A 20,934-nucleotide genomic window follows, 5' to 3' on the forward strand; every position below is an offset into this window, starting at 1 on the left:
TTTTATCTGTGTTCTTGTAATTATGTATATTCAAAAAATGTAAACATATCAAGCGCTATAACAAACAATTAAATCTATATAAACACATCATTATCAAATGATTAATTTACATTCCAATACTATTTCTTATACAGTTTCCCTTGATAAAATTATCTCAAAAAATGTATAAAAAAGCCATTTAAACAGAACTATACCACCCAAATAGGCATTAACTATATAGAAGGTTTCCTGTCAATTAATTCAATCTATCCGGGTATAGCCTTCTGAAGTTTCAACACAAATAAGTCTTTCTAATACATATACATGGCCAAAGTTAAAACCTCTTTTTTTTGTCAGCATTGCGGACACCAGTCTCCCAAATGGCTGGGACGTTGTCCGGCTTGTGGCGAATGGAATACATACGTAGAAGAACTGGTACAAAAAGAAGACAAGGGTGACAAGGGAACCTGGCGGGTGAGCACCTCTCAGAAGGTAGCCAACAAACCCAGGGCGATTCCTGAAATTACCTATAGTGAACAGCACCGCACGATTACCAGAGATAAGGAATTAAACCGGGTATTAGGCGGAGGTATTGTTCCTGGTTCTATAGTATTGATCGGCGGCGAACCTGGTATTGGAAAATCTACCCTGATGTTACAAGTGGCCTTAAATCTGCCAGGTAAGGTGCTCTATGTTTCCGGAGAAGAAAGTGAACAACAAATAAAAATGCGTGCCGAACGGCTTTCTACCAAAGGCGAAAATTGCTTTATTCTTTCCGAAACTTCTACCCAGAATATATTCAAACAAATTGAAATGTTTGAGCCAGATGTACTCGTTATTGATTCCATTCAAACCCTGCAATCTTCATTTATTGAATCAGCCGCCGGAAGTGTATCGCAGGTGCGGGAATGTACGGCTGAGTTGTTAAAATATGCCAAAGAAAGCGGAACACCTGTTTTTCTGATCGGGCATATAACCAAAGAAGGTACGCTTGCCGGACCAAAAGTACTCGAACACATGGTAGACACTGTATTGCAGTTTGAGGGGGACCGCCACATGGCCTACCGGATCTTGCGCACCACCAAAAACCGCTTCGGCTCTACCTCTGAACTGGGTATTTACGAAATGCTGGGTACAGGTTTACGGGAAGTAAGCAATCCTTCAGAAATTTTAATCTCCCAGCGGGATGAAGATTTAAGTGGTATTACCATTGGAGCCATGCTGGAAGGCAACCGGCCGCTGATGATTGAGATTCAGTCGCTGGTAAGTCCGGCTACCTATGGAACTCCCCAGCGGAGCAGCACTGGTTTTGATGCCAAACGCCTGAATATGCTACTGGCTGTACTGGAAAAAAGAGGAGGTTACAAGCTCGGCGTACAAGACGTATTTTTGAATATTGCCGGTGGCTTAAAAGTAGAAGATCCTGCCATTGACCTGGCCGTTTGTGCCTCCATCATTTCTTCTTACGAAGACATTAGTATTCCGCATACCACCTGTTTTGCCGCAGAAGTAGGCCTTGGCGGAGAAGTACGCGCCGTAAACCGGATTGAAAGCCGCATTTCAGAAGCAGAGAAGCTGGGTTTTAAGGAAATCTATATTTCCAAGTACAATACCAAAGGTTTGAATTTTAAGCAATTCAACATAGGCATTCGTCCCGTAGCCAAGCTGGACGAAATATTTACAGGAATTTTGAGTAGCTAATCTATTGTCATTAGTAAAGCATTTGATCTACTTACGATGAAATATATATTAGTTAATCTGATCTTAGTACTTATAACTACAATATCCGGTTGCAAACAAAATGATTTACAGATGATATATTATCCTGACGGAACACTTAAAATGAAAATAGAAGTCAAAGATAAACTATACCATGGTAAAGCTTATGAATATTACGAAAGCGGCAAGCTAAAATTTGAAGCCAATTATAGGGATGGGTTACTGCAGGGAACGAGTCTTACCTATTATGAAAATGGAAATATAATGGAAGAAAAAAAATGGGTAAATGGAAAACTACATGGATTAACCACTGGATTTTACGAAGATGGCAAGGTTAAATCTAAAATATTATTTTCAAATAATAACAGAATAGATAATGCTAGGTTTTATCATGAGAATGGAAGATTGAAAGCTATAATACCTTATTCTGATGATAAAATAAAAGGAAAACTCATAGAATATCATGATAATGGAATGGTGAGTTTAGAAAATTATGTAGGAACAGTTGATACATTAACAGATGTGTCTCTGTGGAGCAAAAAATTTGACAGAAAAGGGGCGTTACTAGAAAAGTACCATATTGTGGAGATAATCTCTGCCAAAGAACCAAATACAGGGAGTTATAAAATAAATATAAAATTAGATGGAGCCCGCTATGAAAAGATTACAGTTTTTATAGGCAGCTTAGATGAAAATTATAGTTATACAGGAGGAAAGCAAGATACCATTTACAGCAATAACTTAGAAGCTACTTATATCTATAAACCTAAAAAAGCAGGCAAACATATTATTAGAGGTAAGATTCAAGATTATAAAGAAGGGCAGATTAGAAAAACAAAAACTTTAGATGATACATATGCCTATTTTACTTATGTACTAGATGTCAAATAAAATACAGATTTATAAATATGTATCAAGCTGAAATAGCCCTCACAGCATATACTAATGACTATTGACCAATAACTAACTTACCGCTGCACCATTACTTTCCTGGCAATCACATACTTTTTGAAGTGAATATACAGGATATACATACCAGGATTCAATTGCGATAGATTAAGCTCCTGAGTCGAAGATGGCTGGAATACCTGGCTTTTAACTTTCTTGCCTAATATATCATATACTTCTATTAGTGAAACCCCATCATCGTTCCAGGTCAGCCTTCCGGCAGTGGGATTCGGATACAATACAAAGTTTCTGGTTTCTTCATTTTCCGGCAGACCAACAGTAGTTACCCTGGCAAATACCGGCCGGATCATGGCGCTGCCTTGTATCTCTGTATTTTGCTCCCACAAACCTGAGATATTATAATATAGCTGCGAACTCGCATTTGTATTTTTATCCAATCCAATGGCCAGAATATCATCTGAACTTTGCTGCCATCCTACGTAAAATGTATCTGAAACCAATACATTAGGCAATAAAGGAAAATCAATAAACTTATTGAGGGTGTCACTGTAACGGATAGGAATACTTTTTTCATATAAAACCGAACTCCGGGCGGTATCAAGTTTACTCCAGATGCGCAGCACAAATGTCTGTCCTTTCAGGTCACTTTCCATTCTGGTAAAATACAGGCGGATAGAGGTAAGTGTATCTGGCGTATTTACATAAAACTTACAGGCAACTCTTCCTTGCCGCTGGCGAAGGCCTAATCCGTATTCTGCTGTGCCATCGTCGTACGCATAATAATTATGCAATACAGTAGTTCCGGAAATAGTATCATTCTGCTGCAAATTCACAGAAGGAATGGTGGCATTGTCGTCTCCGGTATTAAAACTAAAAGTATATTTCAACAACAGAGAATCTACTGCCGGAAGCAAAGCCGCCTGGTTCAACCGTACGCCTTTTAACTGCCTATTGAGAGAATTAATAGGGGAAGGATCTGGAAAAGCTGAGTTGATAAGTACCTGACTATTATAAATGTTCTCCACCTTGAAATTATAGGTAGTAAACACACCCCTGCTATGTGAATTATAAATACTGGTATAGACAGAATCTTTGAGCTGGGTAGGATCGGCTTGAAGCTGGACAAGCGGCATGGCTGTAAAATTTTTCAACAGGGAAGCTGGTTGATCCACGGTAGCCACATCCCTTACATACCTGTCCGTAGCATTGCGATTCCGGTCGAGGTATACATAATCTATATGCCAGGCATCATAAGGGCCAGCCGGGCGGCTGAATAAACGGAACCGGAACTGAAAGGAGGCATGACAATACAATGCCGGCACAGCTATTATTTCCTGTTTGAATTCTGCTGTATTCTGACCTGTTATCGTGAGAATACTATTCCAGGTAGTATCAGCCGTTTTAAATTCCAACAACAATGAATCTGTTGGATCTGGTAATTCTCCGATCCCGCGTGCCTGCCAGAAAAAGCTCAAATATACATTTGCCGCCTCTTGCCCCGCCAGATTAATAGGTCTGGAGGTAAGTGTATCAGTAGGGCTCTGGATAGTAGCGCGGCTGAAATCCCGGGGTGTGCCTGTAGAATCTAATCCATCAAAAGTAGCCACACCTTTAGAAGGCGGATTTACGGCAGCCGTGTTATTAATATATACACCTCCCCTCCCTTGCCAGCGAGCCGGATCTGGTTTTCCGTAAACGGTAGAAAAATCATCAAAAAAAGGAAGTGTTAATGGATCAGCCTGGGTGCGTGCCTGAGGTTTTGAAGTTGGTTGCAGTGCCTCTGTTGCCTTGTTTTGCAGCGGATATAGCTGGAGTTGTGCAGCAGCTGGAAAAGTAAAAAAACAGAGCATACTCCCGGCAAGCAAGATGGTGTTGAAAAACAACTTCCGGCAGATATGAATAACGCATGTTTGCAGACATGCGCTCCAATAACACAATAAGGCTACTTTATGATTCATGAATGAAAATTACCACACCCATAACGAAAAAGCTGGTTATTTCAGTATGGCAAATGTACAGTGAAAGAATGTCTGCTTTACACAGGCTGAATACCAATAATAAATACATTTGTTAGCTTACAGCCACAATTGAATTTATCTAAACAAACGATGAATAAGATCTATACCAGATAATTATTCATTGGTATCAGGTCCAGTTCCGGAAACCCATAAATCCACTACTTCGCCCACCCGGATATTGCTATCAGCCGCAGGATTTTGTTTGATCACTGTCCCGGTAGGCTCGCTGCTATTGCCATCATACAAGATACTTCCGATCACCAGGCTGGAACCTTCAATTACCACTTTAGCTTCTTCCAGGGTCATGCCAACTACATTTTGTAAAGTAAAATCATCTTTACCTACACCATCCCCTACGGTTAAATCAATTTTTGATCCCTTCGGAAGTTTAGTGCCTGGCGCAATTTCTTTTCCATTAAACTCCTGTTTCAATACCAGGTTCTGTGCCAGGTTAGGAACATACTTAATGCTTCCTTCCTGTAGCTCATAACTCTGCAACAGCATTTGTGCGCTTTTCAGCGAAATATCCACCAGTTTTGGCATTTCTACATTAGGCGGATTATTGGTAGTTACTGTAATATAGATCTTGCGGTTTTCCTTCACCTTCTCTCCTGCTTTTGGGTATTGTGTGAGTACGATGGAAGCAGGCTTGTTAGAAATAAAAGTAGAATCATTTATCTCATAACGCAGGTCCCTAGATTCCAGAAATTCTTCTACGGCATCTACTTTCATTCCCGATAGATCAGGTACAGTAATTGATTCGCCATGATTGGTGGTGGATGGCAAATAGATAAAAAAGAAGCTCAACACAATAATGGCCAGCAAACTCAGCATAATGCCAATATGTATCAGTACATCCTTCTTAGAACTTGTTTTTATATAGATCATAAAGTAAACTAAAATTATTCATCTAAATCAATACCGGCAGACTTTGTATAGTCAGGTTATCTCAATTATCCATTTTCTTTTCAAGCCAGATATCTATCTGCTCCCCTTCTCGTATACTTTTACCCTCACTACTACCAGGATTCTGCTTCACTACTTTACTTGTAGCATCCGGTGTAATACCTGCAGGCAATATACGACCAATTATCAAATTTGAACCTTTAATTACAATCTCCGCTTCAGAATAACTCATCCCTACCAGATCAGGAACAGGCAAAGTATTTGAACCTACGCCATCTCCTACAGTCAGATGAATGATAGAACCTTTAGGAATCTTTGTACCTGGCGCTACCTCCTTCCCATTCCATTCCTGCTTCAATACCAGGTTCTGTGCCAGATGAGGTATACGTTTACTTTCACCTAAGCGTAACTGATTGCTTTGTAGTAATAACTCAGCACTCTTGAGGGAAATATCTACGAGTTTAGGCATTTCCACATGAGGCGGAATACTGGTAGTAACGGTAATATAAATTTTACGATTTTCCTTCACTCTTTCTCCAGCTTTGGGATATTGTGTAAGCACGATAGAGGCAGGTTTATCCAAAATAAAGGTGGAATCACTTATTTCATACCTCAGGTTATACTCACCCAGGTACTTCTCCACTTCATGAATATGCTTGCCTGAAAGCTCAGGTACAGGAATTGATTCGCCATGATGGGTAGTAGAAGGCAGATAAATAAAAAAGAATCCCAGCACTACGATGGATACTAAACTTAGCATAATACCCAGATGAATCAGTACATCCTTTTTAGATCCTGTTTTTATTTGCAGCATATAAATAATGAACGAAGAAAACAGTCAACAGTGATCAAGCTTATTTTGAATCCCTGTTGACTGACGATAATGATCTAATGACTGATTGCCTTTCTCTTCATTCCAAAGTCCAGGATGGCATCAATAAAATGATAGGGCTTGTATCCATTGATGGCCGTCTGGTGGAAGATACAGGTAGCTGGTGTCATGCCGGGCAGTGAATTTACTTCAATAATAATGGTTTCTGCCTGATTATTCTCATATACCCGCACAAATGCATCAATCCGGGCATAGCCTTCAATCTGTAAAATTTTGGCTGTCTTTTCCAGTACTGCCCGAACCTGCGCAGAAATAGTTTTGTTGGCCTGTGGGTCACGGGAGAAACGGGCAGGTGTGATGTTTTGTCCTTCTCCGGCCAGGAATTTCTCTTCGAGTGAAAGTACTTCGCCTACGGCCAGTGTTTCGGAAGGCTCAAATACTTCATATACCAGGTTTCCAGACTCATCGAGCTTAGTTAATAATCCGCCGGTAACTTCCAGAAAGTGTCTGGCTCCATTGGCTGTAATTAAATCCTCAATCAGGAAATAATCTTTCTGAGGAAATTCTTCATTGCGCTTCAGGGAAAGTACCTGGATAGGACCAGATAAAAATTCTGGTAACTCCCGGAACATCATCTGGGCAAAAGCTTCCAGTTCCTGGCGGTTCTTTATCTTTTTAACAGCTGAGCTGCAACCATCGTCGGCAGGTTTGGCAATAATGGGATACCTGAACACTTTTTCAATATCGGCTATAGCCTGTGCGGGGTTTTGTACCCAGTCATTTTTATACACCAGGGCATGGTTGGCTACACTGATGCCATGATTGCGCAGAATCCGGTTCGTTTCGTACTTATTAATCGTAATGCGTGAGCTCTCTACACCAGATCCATTATAAGGCAATCCTACTTTTTCAAGCTCTGTCTGTACAGCGCCATCTTCACCCGGGCGTCCATGCAAGGCAATGAACACTTCATCTACCAGTTCTGCGAGTTCTGCATAGCTAATGGCATAGGGATATTCAAGCGCACTGCCTACATACTTGCTGGTGATATTTCCCGCCTCGGCTACAATCTTTTTGATTACCGGGTGCTTTTCTTTCTGGGCGTGTACTTTTTCTTTAATATCATCGGCATTGTCTTTCAGCATGATGTTAATCGGCATCACATATAGCTCATGGTTTCCTTCGCTGCCAGTGAGGAATACCGGAACAGGCTGGTATTTTACCGACGAACTGAGCTTCTCATAAATATTGCGGCCACTTTCCACCGAGATATGACGCTCCGAAGAAAATCCGCCCATAATCACTGCTACCTTGATCTTATCTACTGCGGCACTTTGCAGACGGATAATGTCCGCATCGAGTGTATTTAATTGATTTTGCAGATACAGGTTATTCTTGCCCGACTTAATTCTTTCATACAGGGAAGTCCGGATGATATAGGTCAGGAACTGGGATGGATTCAGGCCGATCTCTGCTGCCTGGTGGAAGAAGAAGGAAGAAGGCAGCATACCCGAGGTAGTATTGGGATCGTTCAGAAAAACTTCTCCTACGCTGTTAATAAACCCATCTATCCTAGCATATACATTAAACTGCAACTGTTCAAACAGGCGGCTGCATTCGCTGCGAATTTTCTCGATATGGGCTTCTGGTACATGTATGGGTGTAACCTTGCGGCTCATACCTGGCAAGTACTTGGAACGGTAATCAAATAATTCAGTGACTTTTACAATCTCCGTAGGTGGCAAAGCAATCGGTTTGCCTTGTTCGTCCTGCACCACAATACATGAAAATTCTTTCCCGGGAATAAAGGACTCTATCAGTATAGATTCTTCTCCATTTACATTCATTAAGGTTACTTGCTCCTCACGCGAATTATTGAGATAATTTAGCAAGGCTTCCGGATGATGGAGCAAAGTACCGTTGGCATACACAGGCAAGCCAATTCCTTCCCGTATATCGGCAAGTGAAGTAATAAAGCGTATTTTCTGTTCTTCTGAATAGGTTTTCCAGGTAGCGGTGTACACTTCCTGAATGAACAAGCTGCGGTTAACACCAGCTACGAACCTGGCATTGTCTTTCTCATTGAGTACAGATACCCCGATGGAAGAACCCTGGTTAGGCGCTTTTATCACAAAGGGCAATCCGATCTGGTGAATAAGCTTCTCCAGCAAGTCACCCTTGTACTCAGTGTTGAGCCATTCGGTGCGGGTAAAAGTTGTTGTACGGGGAGAAGCAAAACCAGCATTACGCATCAGGTCTTTTTGCACCTTCTTGTTGATTCCGATCGCAGAAGATAAAATACCGGAACCGGAATAGGGAATATTATACCACTCCAGCAAGCCCTGGATATTGCCATCTTCCCCAAACGGACCATGTAATGTAAGAAAAGCAAAATCAAAGTATTGCCTGAACTCTTCCGGACGTATACGTTTGCCTACCTTGTTGATAATGGCATCCTGTTCTGAAATGCTTAAATCTCCTAAGGATTCAATATAGATCTGAAAATTATAGGAAGAAGCCGGCAGGGCACTTACCGGAGGGTAAAAATCCCGGATGGTTCCTTTATAGATATATTCCCAGTTGAGTAAAATGAAATTGCCTAAGCTATCTACAAACACAGGTACAGCTTCAAACAAGCTTTTATTCAGATTGTCATAGACGGTTCTGCCACCGGCGAAGGAGATCTCCCGCTCACGCGACTGACCCCCGAAAAATATTCCTATTCTCATTAATGCAAATGTACAAACTATTTAAAAGAAAAATATGAGTAACAAAAGGATTGTATCTCTACACGTAAAAAGTGTGCTGTTATACATGTAAGGTAACAAAGTATATGCTGGTTAAATTCTTCCCGCTGATCTGACAGGATAGATCTTAGCTAAATTATCAAATCATTGATAAAGGTTACGGAAGATGAGTTCTGCCTTAGGCGGCCAGAGGTTTCTCTTCTTTACGGACTTTCCTGAGAAAAGAGATATCGAAATAATCTTTTACCTGGCCAGTCTGTTCGGCATTTTCCAGCAGAATATATAAGAGGTTCTTATATAATTGAATCGCCAGTGCTTTGCGCTTGGATTTACTCTCGCTTGAAATTCCTTTCAGACTCCCAATCGCCTGTAACTGTTCGGTCCGGCAGTTTACATATGCATCCATCAGGCTTTGCGCTTCTTTGGCAATATCTTTCCCGATCACAGCCGAGTGAGTCTGTGCAGCCTTCACAAAACGTTCTGCCACTACCTGTAAATTCTTTTTGGATGCATTCCGGTATTCACTTAAGCCCTGTGGGAAAAACTCCTGGTAAACCGGAGAATTTCTGGGAAACTTATCTGCAATCACTCCCTCTTTGCGTCCGATATAAGCCTTCAGGGCATTCAGGGTTTCGTTGGTGCGCATGGTTTTGCTCTCCTTGGTAGAACTGCTGCCGCTGCCTGTAAACAATGTACCTACAAAAGCCTGATATAAAGGTTCCGTTAATGTAATCAGGGCATCATACCGGTTACTGCTATTACCAGCTTTTAAACGCTCAATGTGCGTACTGGCCAGCTTACCGAAATTTGTATCGCTGATCTCAGCATTGAGGAAAGGATTTCTTAAATGATTGAGAAACATATGGATTGGGCTTATAAAATACGTATGAATCTATATAAGCTTACCGACCTGCACAACAGGAAGGAATAAAACCTGTAAAATCAGGGCAACCGGACAAGTCAGGATATAGCAAAAACAAAAAATTATACCCTCCGGCATTATCAGACCCTACTAAAAACTTACATTTATTCCATCCGGTGTAAAACGGACACCTTAAATCGTTGCAGGTATGGCATCCGAACAAGTACGGATATAGCAAATTCATAAATATGAAGCATCCGTTTTTGTCCGGATATAACAAATTCTTTTCATTGCAATGCCCGCAACAACCCGGATACCACTAATACAAAAATGTATACTACCCGGAACAATACGGATGCTATACATTAAAATATTCTAAAAAGCCGGTATCTGACAACAGGCTACAACAAATTTTTATATGAGTACAGCTCTGGTACACTGCCTCGCTATGTATGAATGCAGGCTTGCCTGGCAGGATAGTTCTTTTATATTACATCTTACATGTATCTCCCTATATGAAAAAATGAAACATTCTTCTTTAATTTGCTGCCTGATTCATTTACACCTACACTAATTATTAAGTATAACCCTATGAAAAAAGTATTGCATACTTTAGTTTTTGTTTTAATAGCTTGTTGTTGTATCACCGAAGGAGTACAGGCACAAATTAATATGCCGGCAGCTAGTCCATCGGCTACACTCACACAGCAAGTAGGACTTGGAGAAGTAAAGATCTCTTATTCCCGCCCCAGCATGAAGGGCCGGAAGATATTTGGCGGCTTAAAACCGTATGGTGAAGTATGGCGAACTGGTGCTAATGCAGCTACTACCATCACCTTCAGTGAAGAAGTTATGCTGGAGGGCAAAAAAGTTCCGGCTGGCACCTATGCTATTATGTCGATTCCCGGAGAAACAGAATGGGTAGTGATCTTAAGTAAAAACCTTAAGGTATCTGAAGGCGATTATAAACAATCGGATGACCAGGCCCGCTTTACGGTGAAGCCTGCTAAAACAGGGAGCCCCTACGAAACCCTTACTATTGATATTTCTGACCTTACGAACAGCACCGCACTAATCAATATTAAGTGGGAAAACACGAAGGTAAGCCTCAAGCTGGAAACCGAAGTAGATGCGAAGGTAATGGCCCAGATCAAGGATAGAATGGAACCTAATGCGAATGTATATTACCAGGCCGCTGTATATTATATGGAATCAGGCAAAGACCTGAAACAGGCCATGGAATGGATGAACAAAGCAACAGTGAAAGATGCACAGTTCTGGCAATTACACCAGAAAGCAAAGCTACAGGCGAAACTCAACGATAACAAAGGTGCTATTGAATCAGCCAAGAAGTCGATTGAGCTGGCTAAAATTGCCAAGAATAGTGATTATGTGCGTATGAACGAAAGCCTGATCGCTGAATTGCAGAAAGCAAAGTAAGCCCCCGGATGTATTTATTTGAATAATTTGCACTCATATATACAAAAAACCTTCCCCAATAAGAGGAAGGTTTTTTAGTCGTATTTAATCTATCCTTATTCAATTTTTACATAAGTACATCCGCAATTCAACGGATTTAATGCAGATTAATCTGGTAATACCTAGCTTTTACAAACTGGAATACGCCATACGCCGTTACACCAATCGCAACAACCAGGAGTATCCAGTGTCCATACGACATTTGCTGCAAAAAACTAAAAGCTCCCTGAGAACCTTGTACTTCACTGGCATCCGACTGCATACCTGCCCGGATAATAAAATATCCCACGATCAGCCATACAATGCCCCTGGCTGTGAAACCAATTTTCCCGATCCGGGTAATCCATTTCCGTGTTTCTGTTTGTACACCCTCCAGCCGGAGATGTTTTTTAAACTTGGCTTTGTAGGCTTTAATGAACTGTGCAATACCGGAAGCCACTATAATCAAACCTATGACGATCAGGATAAATGGTCCTGCCTCCATTTCCAGTAATTTGGCTGTCCAGGTTTGCTGGGAATTAGAGCTTCCACCACCGCTGCCAATTAGTTGTTTAATGATAGATACAGCAAATCCAGTATATAATAGTCCGCTAATAAAGTATCCGATTCTTTTCACCATGCCTTTACTATCCGAACCTGATCCCTGTGGATCCATAATGGCTTCTACAAAGCGCCAGATCACATACCCCGCAAGGCCAATTACCAGCAGAATAGCCAGAACACGTCCGAAGGGCTGTTCAAAAATAAGCTGAGCTACCCCATTTTTACTGGCCTCCTGCGTACTTCCCTGTCCTATGGCCGCCATTACGGCCATGATGCCTAACAATACATAAATAATCCCCTTGGCTACAAAGCCAAAACGTGCCAGTTTTTTTATCCATTCCTGGGATTCATGTCCTATATGAGAAGTTGAAAGTGAGTAGTTTGCCATAGTGTATGTATATAAAGTGTTTTGTGTTTTATACTATAAAGCCATGCACAGGGTTATGATTTTCTTGCAATGCCGATGACACATCAATCATGAAACTATAATTTATCTCTGTCGGCTGTTTCCGGCAGATTCTCAGGCAGCAGATTCATAACAATAAAGGGGTTGCTGTACTCATTTATTATAAAAGCCATTGATATACATTTCCCTTTTCTGATAAACTTTTCTATTGTATCAGCTCTGGAGCACCCGGCAAATTTTATATAGAATAATTGTATTTATTACAGATGTTTCTTTACTGTTTTACAGGGTTAAGTAATAATTGCTTCTAGCATCGGGTCTGGCCGGGTAATTAGCCATTAATAAGCTGTATTACAGGAATTAATGCGTATCTTATTACTTATCATATTTATTGCGCTCTGGCTTTTCCGGCCCTATTCTCCTGTAAAATCTACTAACCCATTCTTTTATTGATGTAATTCTAAGTTTCACTATTCCCTCTTCATTTAGCTGAATAAGCATAACATTTCGGCATTCTTACGTATACTACTTTCAGGCAGGTCGTGTCTTAGCGGAGGTGTGCATCTAGTATACCTAACTTGTAGACGATGGCAAGCAGCAGATAGCTGTCGGCTTTTTATAAGGTTAGCACAGCAGAATTATTAACAGCCCCCATTGCCGTTGCCAGCTTGCTGCCGGAATATTGAACAAACATTTTTTGCATGGATATAATAGATTTACCAAAAGACCAGCCGAAGAGAACAGATGTAGCATTATGGGGAGGAATAGAATGTACCTTCAACCGGGTACAAAATAGGTATTTCAATCAACTGGTCTTTAGCGGGCATGCCAGCCGCATCGAAGATCTTGATCAAATAGCCAGCCTGGGTATCCGCACACTGCGTTATCCAGTTTTATGGGAACAAGTAGCGCCTCAGAATATACACACCCCAGATTGGGCATGGACCGACGAAAGGCTAAACCGGCTGCAACAGCTGGGCATTGATCCCATTGCAGGCTTGTTGCATCATGGTAGTGGTCCTGCCTACACCCATCTGGCGCATCCTAATTTTGTAACCTTATTTACAAAGTATGCCCGTATGGTAAGCGAGCGTTATCCCTGGATTAGTCATTATACGCCAGTGAATGAGCCACTAACAACGGCACGGTTTAGTGGCCTGTATGGATTCTGGTATCCCCATAAAAAAGAGGGACTTGTGTTTGCCAAAGCCTTACTGAATCAATGCAAAGCTACGATACTGGCCATGCAGGCTATCCGGGAAGTAAATCCGCAGGCGAAACTGGTGCAGACTGAAGACCTGGGTAAAACGTATTCAACACCTTTACTGGCTTACCAGGCAGACCTTGAAAACGAACGCCGGTGGCTTTCGTTTGATCTGCTTTGCGGCAAATTGACACCGGATAAACCTATGTGGCATTTTCTGATCTCTGTTGGCATACGTGCGGAAGAACTGGAATGGTTCGTAGATCATCCTTGTCCGCCGGATATAATGGGCATTAATCACTATGTAACCAGTGAGCGTTTTCTGGATGAGAAGATCATGTACTATCCTTCCTGGACACATGGCGGAAATGAATACCATACCTATGCAGATATTGAAGCCGTACGGGTATTATCGGAAGGACTGGCAGGTCCGGGACGGTTGATGGAGGAAGCCTGGCAGCGGTATCACTTACCTCTGGCCATTACAGAAGCACATTTAAGTTGTACCCGTGAAGAGCAAATGCGCTGGCTAAACGACATGTGGCAAAGTGCTGTGCATTTACGGGAAAAAGGAGTAGATGTTCGGGCAGTTACCGCCTGGGCTTTACTAGGCTGTTACGACTGGCACAACCTGGTTACTGCGCCGGAAGGAAGATATGAATCTGGGGTATTCGATTTGAGAGCACCTCAACCCAGGCCAACAGCACTGGCTGACATGATCAGGACGTATACCAAGGGAAATTCGTATATGCATCCGCTACTGGAAGTGGCAGGATGGTGGCAGCGCCCCATACGGTTCTTATATCCTGAATCCGGGGAAGATACACATCCTGCCGGCAGCCGGGAAGCCTGTCCTTCACATTCTGCTGCGGAGATGGAAAATCTTTTCGAAACCCAGATGACTACCACCCATGTAGTGATATCCGGAAAAAATTCGCCCTTGACAATGATCATGGATAAGCACCTTAGCCAACAGACAGCTCCCTTGCTTATTGCCGATGGCACCTCCGATCCATTAGGTAATGCGTTTGCTAAAGCTTGTGAACTAAGGGGTATTCCTTACCGCTTGCTGAGTTTAGAAGTAACCGATGGCACGGATATAGATACACTGCTTTCCCTGTTGAAAACTATTAAGCCATGGGCTATTGTTAATACAGCCAGTTATGAACAAATCGATCAGGCCGAATTTGATCCAGATGCTTGTTTTGAACTGAACACCCAGTGGCCTGCCAGACTGGCGGCTGTTTGCGAGGCTTGCCATTTGCCTTTGCTTACGTTTTCTTCGCATCTGGTTTTTGATGGAAGGTCTAACCGGCCCTATACAGAAAGCAGTGAGGCCAGTCCGCTCAGTGTATATGGATCAAGTAAAGCAGAGGCGGAAAAGAAAATATTACAAGCAAACGCTCAATCACTCATCATTCGTATCGGTGAACTATTTGATCCCTGGGAAGATTCGGGTGCGTTTACAATGGCTTTGCAAACTATTGCGGAAGGAAAAACTTTTGTTAGCAGCCATCATCAGGTATTTTCAGTTTCTTATATTCCCGACCTCGTTCATGCCAGTTTAGATTTGTTGATAGATGGTTCAACAGGTATCTGGCACCTGACGAATGAAGGAGCTACTACTCAGGCGGCATGGCTTATACAGGCAGCTGAAATGCTTGGCTTAAATACAGACCTGATTAAAATCAGCCCGGCACACAACCTGATTAACCATGTAGTTTCCAGGCCAAAGTATAGTATTCTGAGCAGTGAACGGGGATATATAATGCCTTCTTTCGAACATGCACTCACCCGGTATAAGGATGAATTTATGGCCAGAATCAGGCAAGAAAAATAACATGAATAGAATCAATATACATAAAACACAAAACCCGGATCATGAATAATCCGGGTTTTGTGTTAAATAAGGTTCATGAGTGCATACGATGAATTTCTATACAAACTCGTTCCGCTCATTTTTCATTACAGCAGAGATAATCAGAGAAAGAATAAATCCGATAAATAACATAGTCAATATACTGATTACCAGTATCGTTCCCGGCCCTGAAAATTGCTCGGCAATCGCCATAGCCTGGTCAATCTGAGCATCATCCATTCCTTTTTCTTCCATTTGTTGCCGTTGCATATCCATTGCCTGCTTCATGGCAGAATTGTCGATAAAACTAACATAGATAGAAGAAAAGATACCGCTAATTAACCCAGATACAGCAGATGCCAAGGCTCCTAAGCCCAATCCCTGTCCATACGACATAAAGCCATCATTCTGGCTTTTAAAATCTTTAATGGCATATACAATTCCTACAACAAGAATCCCTGCAGAAATTACCATACCAATCATACCGGCCGTAGGATTATTGGCAAGTCCGGCGAGTTGGGAGATTAAGTAATAAATAATAAGTCCAAGTCCGATAAATAAACCGTATTTTAAAGCGATACGGGCAGTAGAAGGCGTAGCAGTGGTAGGCTCCATAAGGGTACGGTTTTAAAGTGAAAGGGTATGAATATTACAAATGATCGTTTGTAGAGATTTATTAAAAAATGACGACTGGCAAACTTTACTATATAAAGATAAAATTATACGAACGCTTGTATAAATACAAGCAGGCAGGGTTTAATTTTTGCGCAAAATGGCAGCAAGAAAGCCTGTACCCAGCAGGCAGACGAGAAATTTCTTTATGAATACATCTACGGCTACATGAACAGCCGTTGTACCGGAAATTCTGTCTAACGTATTTGTATAGGCTTCTTTGCCAAATCCTTCTTCTACCTGCTGTCTGGTCTGGATCATTAAATTTTTCAAATCTGCGATATGGCCAGTGAGTACTTCAGGTTCAATAAAAGCGATAAAAACGTAGATAATAAGGGTAGAAAGCAGCGTTGCCATCAGGTTGGTATACAATCCAATCAAAATTCCTTCCCAGAAATGCATTTTGCCGGCTTTCCATTTGTCGCGGTAATAGCCCATAGCAATGGCCATACAAATACATACAATAGCCATATCATACGAACTCATTCGCAGTAACGGACTTTTCCCCAGCCAGTAAAATACAAAGAAATACAGCGATACCAGCAACGCAGCTATCACTCCGGCAATAAGAGATATTTTTGTATAATCTTTGATAAGCATAGATAGCAAGGTTAATCTCTCCATGGTTGGAAAGCAGGCAAGTATAAAAGCATAATCTTTTATTCCCAACAAAGTTTACTAATTTGTAAAAATTCAATAGGAGTCTGGTAATTTAAATCAGAAGCAAATACGCTGAATATCCAGTATGCCAGGAAGGCGGCGAAGATTTATGGCCATCTATTCATACTGTCTTGCACAATTCTTTAGCTCAGCGAAACGTTTTTGAAACAGGCAAAGTTAATTAATCAGGTATCTGCTGATTGCCACGATATAACAGTTCTGCACGCCTTCTGTCTTCAGTGAATGACTTATTGCTGTAATAGATTGTGTAGCTGCATTAATTTAATTATTTTTGATAGTACATGAATTTCCTGTATCCTTCGTTTTTATTTGGTTTACTGGCAGTTGCCATTCCCATTGCCATACATCTGTTCAACTTCCGGCGGACCAGAAAGGTATATTTTACCAATGTGGCCTTCCTGAAGAATGTAGATACCTCAACTAGCTCTTTCCGAAGGCTCAAGCATGTACTTATTCTGGCTGCCCGTACTTTATTTGTAATTTTCCTGGTGCTTGCCTTTGCCCAGCCCTATATTCCCAGCCAGAATAACCGGGCAATTAATACAAGTAGCGGTGTTACCAGCCTGTATCTGGATAATTCACTCAGTATGCAGAATGAATCCGGTAAGAACCGTAACCTGGACGTAGCTACCGAGCAGATTGATCAGATTTTAAATGTACTGCCTAATACACCTTCCTTTCAGCTACTTACCAATGATTTTGAAAGCCGCGACCAGTTTGTAGCAGGGCGGGATAAACTTAAAGACCGGTTAACAGAAATTAATCTTTCCAATACTTCCCGTTCGCTGGAAGCCGTGCAAAGAAGGCAACTCAGTTTGCTCGAAAAATATTCTTCTTCTCCGCAAAATCAGGTATTCTGGTTTTCAGATTTTCAGAAAAGTACGGCTGGCGAACTAGGAAAGATAGCGTTAGATTCACTCAACCAGTATTTTCTGGTACCGGTGCAAGCTGAAGAATCTGGCAATATATTTATAGACTCTTTGTGGCTGGCTACTCCGTTTGTAAAAGAAATGGAAACCAATGAACTCAATGTACGCCTGGTGAATACAGGCAGCGAAGAAATTGAAAATTTACCAGTTAAACTTTTTATAGATAACAAACAGGTTTCTTCTTCTACCATTACCCTGGAAGGAAATGCTGCGGGGCAACTGGTATTCAATTTTACGGTACAGGAAAAAGGATTTCAGCGGGGACGCATTTCTTTTGAAGATTATCCGGTCACCTTCGATAACGAATACTATTTTGTAATTAATGCAGCGCCAGTTATTAATATATTGCACCTGTATGCCGGACAGCCTGCACCATATGTTCCTGGGGTATTTGGGAACGAATCTGTATTTTCGATTAAAAGTTATAACATTGCTAATGCTGACCTGGCACAGATTAAAACCTCCGATCTGGTAGTCATAGAAAATTTACCTGCGCTGGATGCTACCTTACGTAACCAGGTAGAAAGTTTTGTAAAAGACGGTGGCAGCGTACTGATATTTCCAGGTGCACAGGCAGATATTAGTTCTTACAGCCAGATGCTGGGTAATTTAGGTATACGTGGGGTTCAACGGTCAAGCTATCTGCCAGTAACGGCCGTAGCCAATACGAATACCTATGATACTTCGCCTGCCAATGTGCTGGCTCCCCCAGACATGCGGAATCCCTTCTTTGAATCTATTTTTGAAAATTCAGTGCAGAAAGGAACAATCAATATGCCATTTGCCAATCCGGTGATTGAGTGGAGCAATGGCGGTACTGCATTATTAAAATTCAGAAATAACCAGCCTTTCCTTAGCCAGTTTACTGCTCTGAAAGGGAAAGTATATCTGGCTGCCAGTCCGGTGGATATGGCCTATAGCAATTTTCCTAAACATGCGCTTTTTGTACCAGTGTTGTATAAAGTTGCTTCGCTAAGCAAATCGCAGGAACGTTTATCCTATTCTTTTCAGGAGCCCAGTATTGCCATCAAGGTAAATAATACTGGAACCGACCAGGTGTATAAATTAAAGAAAGATAAATTTGAGATTATTCCTCCGCAGCGGAAAGTGAGCAACCAGCTTATTTTTGAACTGCCACAGGTGAGCCAGGCGGCCAGTGAAATGCCCGAATCCGGTTATTATGAATTAGCCCTGAACGATACCACCGAATATATTCTGGCTTTCAATTACGATAAGCGTGAATCTCAGATGGATAGCTACAATGCTGATGAACTGAAAAAAATATTTGCCGGAAAAAAGAATGTACAGGTGTATGATTCGGTAAAAGAAGGTAATTTCGCCGACGATTTCAAAGCCCGCAACATTGGCCGTAATCTGTGGAAGTATTGCCTGATTGCTGCCTTGTTCTTTTTACTGACAGAAATCGCCTTGATCCGTCTGTTGTAAACTGGCTCTGAAATCGCTCAGAATATAGCCTAAACATACTGCTCCAGGTTTGGTAGCGGATTTTTACTTATGAAGATACATATCCCCTCTGCCCAGATTATTGACCCCAAATCTCCCTTTAACGGACAGCAAAAACAACTCTGGATTGAAAATGGCCTGATCGCCAGCATCACTGATGCAGCGGAAAAAGCTGGTAAAGAAGCAGACTATGTAGTAGATATTGCTGGGCTGAAAGTTTCTCCGGGCTGGGTAGATATGCGAGTGGCGGCCAAAGATCCGGGCTACGAACACCAGGAAGATTTATTTTCGGTACGGGAGGCTGCGGCAGCCGGTGGGTTCACTGAAATTGCTTTACTGCCCAATACCCATCCGGTGGTACAAACCAAAGAGGCTGTTACGTATGTGCAAACCAAGGGAAATACACATGCAGTAAAAGTGTATCCCATGGCGGCTGTTTCCATAGATATTAAAGGCAAAGAGCTCACAGAAATGATCGACCTTCACATGGCTGGAGCCATTGCATTTACTGATGGACTCAAACCGGTATGGCATTCCGATATTCTGGTAAAAACACTTCAATACCTTCAAACATTTGGTGGCCTGCTTATTAACCGTCCGGAAGATGTGCTGTTGACACAATTCGGGCAAATGCATGAAGGCGTTACCAGTACAATGCTTGGATTAAAAGGAATACCAGCTTTGGCCGAAGAAATGATGATTGCCAGAGATTTACGTTTTCTGCAATATGCCGGAGGAAAAATTCATTTTTCAGCCATATCCACGGCTACTTCTATAGAACTCATCCGGCAGGCTAAACGCCAGGGCTTACAGGTAACTTGTGACATGACTGCCCATCAGATCGCTTTTGACGATACGGCTTTATTGAATTTTGATACTAATTTGAAGGTAAATCCACCATTCCGCAGCCAGGCAGATATTGAAGCCCTCTGGCAAGGTTTAGCCGATGGAACTATAGATGCGATTGTATCTGATCATAATCCGCTTGATGAAGAGAGCAAAAAGCTGGAGTTTGATCTGGCTGAGTTCGGCATTATTGGCTTACAAACGGCTTTTGCTGTAATACATACCCATAATCAGCTTTTATCGCTGGAACAACTTATTGAGAAATTCACCATCCGTCCAAGAGAGATTCTGCAATTGCCGGCTGTACATATGGCAGAAGGTCAGCCTGCCAATCTTACGCTATTTACTACAGAGCAGGAATGGACGTTTACCGAAAAACAAATCCGTTCTAAATCCCGGAATACGCCTTTTATTGGACATACTTTTACAGGAAAGCCTGTAGGAATTATCAATAATGGGAAAGTTGTGTTGAGTGATGCGAGACCTGCGTACAGAAGATAAGTCAAGGTTTTAGTAAGGATTCTAAATACAAGAAAAGCTATTTTCCTCTTTCCATACACAAATTAGCTGCAATCCGGATCAGGGATGATTTATGATTATCACTCGCTATCGGACTGGTAGCCATCCATTTTTTGTAGGTTTCCCACACAATATATTCGGCATCTTCCACAGAACCATAAAAATTATAGGCAAGGTTAAAAACCAGTTTCTGATACAAAGTTGTAAAATTGTGCGCTCCCATAATCCTGTATTTTTAAACGGCCTGTAATTAGTAAAAATAATGATTCAAATATGTTTTTTGTGCTTTTGAATATAAGACAACCGAACTGACTTGTACCCCTATGTTATCCCAATAAAATATCATATTTTTAATGACGGA

The 20,934-nt window shown here is 41.6% G+C and carries 15 protein-coding genes; 6 read left to right on the forward strand and 9 right to left on the reverse strand.

Going from position 1 to position 20,934, the window contains the following annotated elements; translation table 11 throughout:
• The first annotated feature begins 303 nt into the window (after window positions 1–303).
• Complete coding sequence (radA, locus tag GXP67_RS09160; protein ID WP_162442863.1) at window positions 304–1,680, forward strand: DNA repair protein RadA; 1,377 nt, start codon at window positions 304–306, stop codon at window positions 1,678–1,680.
• Window positions 1,681–1,716: 36 nt separating this feature from the next.
• A complete protein-coding gene (locus tag GXP67_RS09165) occupies window positions 1,717–2,589 on the forward strand; it encodes a toxin-antitoxin system YwqK family antitoxin (RefSeq protein ID WP_162442864.1) in 873 nt (290 codons plus the stop codon).
• A 77-nt stretch (window positions 2,590–2,666) separates the two neighbouring features.
• On the opposite strand, the gene GXP67_RS09170 is transcribed toward GXP67_RS09165, so the two are convergent.
• The 5 genes from GXP67_RS09170 to GXP67_RS09190 all read right to left on the reverse strand — a co-directional run bounded on the left by GXP67_RS09170 (window position 2,667) and on the right by GXP67_RS09190 (window position 9,972).
• Window positions 2,667–4,457, reverse strand: coding sequence for a T9SS type A sorting domain-containing protein (locus GXP67_RS09170; protein WP_162442865.1), 1,791 nt, complete (start codon window positions 4,455–4,457; stop codon window positions 2,667–2,669).
• Between the two features lie 282 nt (window positions 4,458–4,739).
• Window positions 4,740–5,513 (reverse strand): PASTA domain-containing protein, encoded by a 774-nt coding sequence (locus GXP67_RS09175; RefSeq protein WP_162442866.1) that lies wholly within the window; start codon window positions 5,511–5,513, stop codon window positions 4,740–4,742.
• A 61-nt stretch (window positions 5,514–5,574) separates the two neighbouring features.
• The gene (locus GXP67_RS09180; protein WP_162442867.1) at window positions 5,575–6,345 is read right to left on the reverse strand and encodes a PASTA domain-containing protein; all 771 of its coding nucleotides are present in this window, start codon (window positions 6,343–6,345) and stop codon (window positions 5,575–5,577) included.
• 74 nt (window positions 6,346–6,419) lie between these two features.
• Window positions 6,420–9,092 carry a D-alanine--D-alanine ligase family protein gene (locus GXP67_RS09185; RefSeq protein WP_162442868.1) on the reverse strand — a complete coding sequence of 891 codons (2,673 nt, stop codon included), beginning with the start codon at window positions 9,090–9,092 and terminating at the stop codon, window positions 6,420–6,422.
• A gap of 196 nt (window positions 9,093–9,288) precedes the next feature.
• Window positions 9,289–9,972, reverse strand: a complete 684-nt coding sequence (locus GXP67_RS09190) for a hypothetical protein (RefSeq protein WP_162442869.1) — start codon at window positions 9,970–9,972, stop codon at window positions 9,289–9,291.
• A gap of 591 nt (window positions 9,973–10,563) precedes the next feature.
• Between GXP67_RS09190 and GXP67_RS09195 the strand changes: the two genes are divergently transcribed.
• Window positions 10,564–11,412, forward strand: coding sequence for a DUF2911 domain-containing protein (locus GXP67_RS09195; protein WP_162442870.1), 849 nt, complete (start codon window positions 10,564–10,566; stop codon window positions 11,410–11,412).
• 136 nt (window positions 11,413–11,548) lie between these two features.
• Here GXP67_RS09195 and GXP67_RS09200 read toward each other — a convergent pair whose 3' ends face one another.
• On the reverse strand, window positions 11,549–12,382 hold the full coding sequence (locus GXP67_RS09200) for a DUF1206 domain-containing protein (protein ID WP_162442871.1): 834 nt from the start codon (window positions 12,380–12,382) through the stop codon (window positions 11,549–11,551).
• A 719-nt stretch (window positions 12,383–13,101) separates the two neighbouring features.
• Between GXP67_RS09200 and GXP67_RS09205 the strand changes: the two genes are divergently transcribed.
• Window positions 13,102–15,444: an SDR family oxidoreductase gene (locus GXP67_RS09205; protein WP_162442872.1), complete on the forward strand. Its 2,343-nt coding sequence runs from the start codon at window positions 13,102–13,104 to the stop codon at window positions 15,442–15,444.
• Between the two features lie 96 nt (window positions 15,445–15,540).
• On the opposite strand, the gene GXP67_RS09210 is transcribed toward GXP67_RS09205, so the two are convergent.
• A complete protein-coding gene (locus GXP67_RS09210; protein WP_162442873.1) occupies window positions 15,541–16,077 on the reverse strand; it encodes a DUF4199 domain-containing protein in 537 nt (178 codons plus the stop codon).
• 141 nt (window positions 16,078–16,218) lie between these two features.
• Window positions 16,219–16,734 carry a DUF4199 domain-containing protein gene (locus GXP67_RS09215; protein ID WP_162442874.1) on the reverse strand — a complete coding sequence of 172 codons (516 nt, stop codon included), beginning with the start codon at window positions 16,732–16,734 and terminating at the stop codon, window positions 16,219–16,221.
• Between the two features lie 362 nt (window positions 16,735–17,096).
• Here GXP67_RS09215 and GXP67_RS09220 point away from each other — a divergent pair, with 362 nt between their 5' ends.
• Window positions 17,097–19,190, forward strand: a complete 2,094-nt coding sequence (locus GXP67_RS09220; protein WP_162442875.1) for a BatA domain-containing protein — start codon at window positions 17,097–17,099, stop codon at window positions 19,188–19,190.
• A gap of 69 nt (window positions 19,191–19,259) precedes the next feature.
• Window positions 19,260–20,555, forward strand: a complete 1,296-nt coding sequence (locus GXP67_RS09225) for a dihydroorotase (RefSeq protein WP_162442876.1) — start codon at window positions 19,260–19,262, stop codon at window positions 20,553–20,555.
• Between the two features lie 37 nt (window positions 20,556–20,592).
• Here GXP67_RS09225 and GXP67_RS09230 read toward each other — a convergent pair whose 3' ends face one another.
• Window positions 20,593–20,796, reverse strand: a complete 204-nt coding sequence (locus GXP67_RS09230; protein WP_162442877.1) for a hypothetical protein — start codon at window positions 20,794–20,796, stop codon at window positions 20,593–20,595.
• Window positions 20,797–20,934: the final 138 nt, after the last annotated feature.

The sequence above is a fragment of the Rhodocytophaga rosea genome (assembly GCF_010119975.1).
Taxonomy (GTDB): domain Bacteria; phylum Bacteroidota; class Bacteroidia; order Cytophagales; family 172606-1; genus Rhodocytophaga; species Rhodocytophaga rosea.

Coding starts and splice junctions, on each gene's coding strand:
- GXP67_RS09220 (WP_162442875.1), top strand. CDS start 17,097: ATGAATTTCCTGTATCCTTCGTTTTTATTTGGTTTACTGGCAGTTGCC.
- GXP67_RS09230 (WP_162442877.1), bottom strand. CDS start 20,796: ATGGGAGCGCACAATTTTACAACTTTGTATCAGAAACTGGTTTTTAAC.
- GXP67_RS09165 (WP_162442864.1), top strand. CDS start 1,717: ATGAAATATATATTAGTTAATCTGATCTTAGTACTTATAACTACAATA.
- GXP67_RS09210 (WP_162442873.1), bottom strand. CDS start 16,077: ATGGAGCCTACCACTGCTACGCCTTCTACTGCCCGTATCGCTTTAAAA.
- GXP67_RS09180 (WP_162442867.1), bottom strand. CDS start 6,345: ATGCTGCAAATAAAAACAGGATCTAAAAAGGATGTACTGATTCATCTG.
- GXP67_RS09195 (WP_162442870.1), top strand. CDS start 10,564: ATGAAAAAAGTATTGCATACTTTAGTTTTTGTTTTAATAGCTTGTTGT.
- GXP67_RS09205 (WP_162442872.1), top strand. CDS start 13,102: ATGGATATAATAGATTTACCAAAAGACCAGCCGAAGAGAACAGATGTA.
- radA (WP_162442863.1), top strand. CDS start 304: ATGGCCAAAGTTAAAACCTCTTTTTTTTGTCAGCATTGCGGACACCAG.
- GXP67_RS09215 (WP_162442874.1), bottom strand. CDS start 16,734: ATGCTTATCAAAGATTATACAAAAATATCTCTTATTGCCGGAGTGATA.
- GXP67_RS09185 (WP_162442868.1), bottom strand. CDS start 9,092: ATGAGAATAGGAATATTTTTCGGGGGTCAGTCGCGTGAGCGGGAGATC.
- GXP67_RS09190 (WP_162442869.1), bottom strand. CDS start 9,972: ATGTTTCTCAATCATTTAAGAAATCCTTTCCTCAATGCTGAGATCAGC.
- GXP67_RS09200 (WP_162442871.1), bottom strand. CDS start 12,382: ATGGCAAACTACTCACTTTCAACTTCTCATATAGGACATGAATCCCAG.
- GXP67_RS09225 (WP_162442876.1), top strand. CDS start 19,260: ATGAAGATACATATCCCCTCTGCCCAGATTATTGACCCCAAATCTCCC.
- GXP67_RS09175 (WP_162442866.1), bottom strand. CDS start 5,513: ATGATCTATATAAAAACAAGTTCTAAGAAGGATGTACTGATACATATT.
- GXP67_RS09170 (WP_162442865.1), bottom strand. CDS start 4,457: ATGCTCTGTTTTTTTACTTTTCCAGCTGCTGCACAACTCCAGCTATAT.